Origin of the sequence: Sphingomonas segetis (assembly GCF_009720245.1) — a bacterium.
Taxonomy (GTDB): domain Bacteria; phylum Pseudomonadota; class Alphaproteobacteria; order Sphingomonadales; family Sphingomonadaceae; genus Sphingomicrobium; species Sphingomicrobium segetis.
Genome location: NZ_WJSQ01000182.1, coordinates 1 through 4,644, shown reverse-complemented (window position 1 = coordinate 4,644; position 4,644 = coordinate 1). Strand labels below are relative to the sequence as shown.

The 4,644-nt window shown below is 65.7% G+C and carries 5 protein-coding genes; 2 read left to right on the top strand and 3 right to left on the bottom strand.

Annotated elements, in window-relative coordinates:
• Nucleotides 1-121: 121 nt before the first annotated feature.
• Nucleotides 122-520, top strand: coding sequence for a hypothetical protein (locus tag GH737_RS13115; protein ID WP_155265245.1), 399 nt, complete (start codon nt 122-124; stop codon nt 518-520).
• 75 nt (nt 521-595) lie between these two features.
• Here the strand turns inward: GH737_RS13115 and GH737_RS13110 are convergent, their stop codons facing one another.
• From GH737_RS13110 to lptF, 3 genes are all read right to left on the bottom strand, one after another.
• The gene (locus tag GH737_RS13110; protein ID WP_196233176.1) at nt 596-1,378 is read right to left on the bottom strand and encodes a peptidoglycan-binding protein; all 783 of its coding nucleotides are present in this window, start codon (nt 1,376-1,378) and stop codon (nt 596-598) included.
• Nucleotides 1,379-1,532: 154 nt separating this feature from the next.
• Nucleotides 1,533-2,636: an LPS export ABC transporter permease LptG gene (gene lptG / locus GH737_RS13105; protein ID WP_196233175.1), complete on the bottom strand. Its 1,104-nt coding sequence runs from the start codon at nt 2,634-2,636 to the stop codon at nt 1,533-1,535.
• A gap of 148 nt (nt 2,637-2,784) precedes the next feature.
• Entirely contained in the window at nt 2,785-4,032 is a 1,248-nt protein-coding gene (gene lptF / locus GH737_RS13100; protein ID WP_230558807.1) for an LPS export ABC transporter permease LptF, read from the bottom strand.
• Nucleotides 4,033-4,255: 223 nt separating this feature from the next.
• Between lptF and GH737_RS13095 the strand changes: the two genes are divergently transcribed.
• Nucleotides 4,256-4,644 (top strand): diacylglycerol kinase family protein (locus tag GH737_RS13095; RefSeq protein ID WP_476749618.1); only part of this gene is annotated, 389 nt, incomplete at its 3' end.

Here is a 4,644-nt window from a genome sequence, read left to right as displayed (position 1 = left end):
CGCGCCGCCGGCACCTGCTCCCGTTGCCCCGATGATGGCGACCGCGCCGCCACCGCCGCCCCCTCCCCCGCCAGCGCCAGCCGCGCGCGGCGAAAGGTCGAGCGAAGCGATGGCCGACAATGTGATCGTCACCGGTTCACGCATCAGCGAGCCTTCGCGGGCCGCGTCGAGCGGCTTGCAGGCGAAGACTGCCGAGCGGGCCGCCGCGATTGACCCAGCCTATGTCTCATTCCTGTCGCGGTTGCAGACGGCGGTGAGGGCGAACGACCACCGCGCTGTGATCGAAATGATCGCCTTCCCCCTGCGGGTGACCTCGGGCGGCACCACCCGCCTTTATCCTGACGCGCAATCGGTCGAGCGCGACTTCGACAGAATCTTCACGCCGCGCTTGAAGCGCTCGATCCTCAACCAGCGCGCGGATCGCCTGGCTATCCGCGGTGGCGCCGTGATGGTGGGAAACGGCGAGCTCCAACTGAGCGCCACGCCGGGAAGCGTCCGCATCGAAGCGGTAAGACCGTGATTGGTCTCCAAGTCTGCCCTGGACACAGTATCCGCTGGCGGCACAGTCCCTCGCCCTTGCACCCGTTGGCGGTCCTCATGGCACGGAGACCGGCGTGAATTGCGGAAGCCCGGCGCACCACTCCTCGAGCGTCCGACCGTCGGGCGCGGCGGTGAACGTAGAGCCCAGGAAGCGCAATCCCGACCGCTGCGTTCCCTTGCCCGCCGTGACCGGCACTCCGACCACATCAGCGAGCTTTCGAACAAACTCCCGTCCCTGCGGTCCTTGAGCGACATGACAACCGTGGAGTTCAAGGTTGCCCCACGATCCGAAAATGCCCCTCAGCGAAGGCGGAAGCGTCGCGACGTTGCTGGCGCTCATGGAAGTCGTCTGATGCGGATAGAAGTGACGCACCTCCTTGCTGCCCACGGTTTCCACCCATCCCCCTACGCCCATGCTGATCGCCTGGACCCCCGAAGCACCGTGGCCGACGATCCTCAGCAGCATGATCTGGCTCGCGCCGCGCAACTTTTCCGCCATTTGCGCAAGCCCGTTTGACATTCCCCCCATGTAGATTGGCGAACTGCCAGTGCTCTCCATCTCCTGGGCCTGCTTTTGATAGATCCGTTCATCGAATACATCGATGAGGTCGATCAGGATCGGCTTGTCTGCATGGAACAGACGGTTCCAAGTCAGAGCGTCGATCATTCCGGTCGGCGGAAGTCTACGTTGATGCTGAAAGTCGAGCACCGCTGCTTGGGTGCGTGGCCCGAACGAGCCGTCAACCCTGAGCGAGCCTCCTGCACGATTCAACAAGAGTTGAATTACGCCGACCGTCGGAAGGCGGTCGCCTCGTTGCAACGGCGAGAAACTCGACATCATCGCCTCCGTGAGGCTTGCCGAGCGCGAGCGGTTCGCGCGAGCATCAGCCGCAGATATATGCCTGCTGGGCGGTCATGGCGAATCGAACGTGGCGGGCGCTTCTGGTACCAATCGTCCAACTCGTTTCATTGCAAACTTTAACGGAGCCGCCTTATTCCTCGGTCCGCACCAGGACCGCCTCTCCGATCAGCAGGAACAGGAAGAAGGGCGCCCAGGCGGCGACGAGCGGTGGGTAGGCGCCGGCATTGCCCATCGCCAGGCTGAAATTGTCGGCGACGAAATAGGCGAAGCCGAGCGCCATGCCGAGCACGGCGCGGACCATCACGTGGCCCGAGCGGGCGAGGCCGAAGGCAGCGACGGCGGCGAGCAGCGGCATCAGCAGCGTCGACAAGGGGCCGGAGAGCTTGTGGGCGAGCCCCGCGCGGGCCTCGTCGGTGGAGCGGCCGGCTGCCTCGAGCTCGACAATGCGCTGCTTGAGCGTCCAGTAATCGAGCTCGGTCGGGTCGACTTTCGCAATGGTGAACTGCGCGGGCGTGATTCCGGCGAGCGCCTTCACCTGAAAGGCGTGGCGGACGACGTTCATGTTGGCGTCGTAGAGCTCGACTTTGTGAAGCAACCACCCGCCGCCCGAGCGGTCCGGCGTCGCAGTGGCGGCATTGATCACGCGCTGCAGGACTCCGCCGCTGCGGTCGTAGATGCTGACGCGGTGGAGGGTCATGCCGGTACCGCGGCCGGTGACGATCGCGGCGCGGACGAGGTCGTCGTCCTGGAGCAGCCAGACATTGCTGAGCACGCCGCTCGCCGGCGGGATCGGCTTGTAGTCGTTGTTCGACCAGGCGTCGACGTGGCGCGCGCTATTGACGACGACGGTCTCGTTGAACGCGAACAGGACCGCGGCGATGCCGATGCTGGCGATGACCAAAGGGGCGAGGATCTGGTGCGCGGAGAGACCGGCGGCCTTCATCGCCACGACCTCGCTGTTCTGGTTGAGGCTGACGAAGGCGATCAGCGTGCCGAGCAGGACCGAAAAGGGCAGGAAGCGCGAGACGAGGATCGGGACGCGGAGCACGATATAATGCCACAGCTCGGCATCGCCATTGCCGGGCACGGCGAGGATCTTGCCCGCCTCGCCGAGGAGGTCGAGAGTCATCAGGACGAGGATCAGCGCGAACAGCACGGCGAGGCTGCGGATGATGAACAGCCGCACCATGTACAGCGCCAGCCGCCGCGAGGGGAAGAACGCGAAGTTGATCATGCCTTAGGGCCTGAACCCCGTGCCAGCGAGAGCCGTGACATGCCCTTCGGGTGGGACGAGAAAGCGCCCTGGCGCGCTCGCTCGATTGCCAGATAGTGCCCACTATCTGGCTGCACTCGCTCACTCCCAGGACGCTTTTTCGTCTCCATCACGGCCTCGTTGGCACGGGGTTCAGGCCCTCCGCCGGGGCTTTCGGCTTCGGAAGCATCGACCGGGCGACCCTCGCGACCTTGGCGAAGAAGCGCTCGAGCGCGCCGATCGGCTGGCCCCCCGGGTGGTGGGCAAGCACATGGTACATCCAGAAGATTATGCCCGCGAACAGGACCAGCGGCACCCACAGCGCGAGGATCGGGTTGATCTGACCGTTGGCGGCGGCCTGCTGGCCGTACTGGTTGACCTTGTGATAGGCGACCACGACGAGGATCGCGATGAAGATTCCGAGGCCCGACGTGCTCCGCTTGGGCGGGACCGCGAGCGCGACCGCGAGCAGCGGCAGGATGAACATCATCAGCACCTCGACCAGACGGAAATTGAAATGCGCCTGGGCTTCGAGCTGCTGGTGCCGGGTGGCGGGTCCGCCACCGTAGCCCATGCGCCACAGCTCGTGGAGGTAGAGCTCGTCGGATTCGGCGCCGCCGCGGCGGCGGAACTGGTCGATCGCGGGCAGGCTGACCGGCAGGTCGTAGACCTCGAAGGCGAGCGTGCGCGGAGTCGTGAACCTGGGCGATTGCTGGACGAGGCGGCCCTGTATCAGCCGGAACAGGATGGTGTCAGGATCGTCGGTGGCGAGGAAGCGGCCGTGCTGCGCCGTCGCGGCGACGCTCATGCCCTTGCCGTCCTCGGTCTCGACGAAGATGCCGTGGAGCTGCGTTCCGTTCTTCTCGCTGCGCTCGATCCTGAGCGTCAGGCGGCGGCCGAGCTGGTTGAACTCGCCGACCTTGATCGCCGCGCCGAGCGCGCCCGACTTCAGGTCGAAGCGCAAATTCTCATATTTGTATTCGGTATAGGGCTGGAGATAGCCGACGATCAGCAGGTTGATGATCGCCAGCGGCACCGTGTAGCCGTAGGGCACGCGCAGAAGGCGGCCGTAGCCGACGCCGATGCCGCGGAGCGCGTCCAGCTCCGAGGAAAGCGCGAGCTTTCGGAACGCGAGCAGGATGCCGAGCATCAGGCCGATCGGAATTCCGAGCGAGAGATATTCGGGAAGCAGGTTGGCGAGCATCCGCCACACCACGCTGACCGGGCCGCCGGCGTCGACCACGTACTGGAACAGGCGCAGCATCTTGTCGAGCAGCAGCAGCATCGCCGCGAGCACGAGCGTTCCGATCAGCGGGACCGCGATGGACCGCGCCAGATAGGAGTCGACGAGGCGAAGGCGGGGCAGAATCGCGGGCAAATTGAAGTCGTCCCAGCACCATCATTTGGCCGCAAAGGCAGCCGAGATTCCAACGCGGACCCGTGCGCCCGGACAATCGGCCGCACCCGTTCGTTCGATGCCCTATAGCGGACCGCCCGGTGAATTCATGTTGAAACTGCCGACAGTAGAGGAAGCAGAGCGCCGGGTCGCCGACGGCTGCCCGCCGGCAGGCCAGGCCGGGCCGTGCTTCAACCGGCCGCGCATCGCATTGCTGTCGAACCCCAAGTCGACCGGGAACATCGCCCAGCTGCCGCTGATCCGCGAATATTGCGACGCCCATCCCGACGTCTTTCACTACGAGGTCGAGGAAGCGCGCCAGATCGGCGACGCGATGCGCATCATCGCCCGGGTCCGGCCCAAGGTGCTGGTCATCAACGGCGGCGACGGAACCGTCCAGGCGGCGCTCACCGAGCTTTACAACGGCGGCCATTTCGAGGGCGACCCGCCGCCGGTCGCGGTGCTGCCGAGCGGCAAGACGAACCTCATCGCGCTCGACCTGGGCGCGCGCGGCGGCGCGATCCAGACGCTCGAGCGGCTGATCGAGCTCGCCCGCGCCGACGAGCTGTCGCAATATGTGGNGCCGCGCGAGCT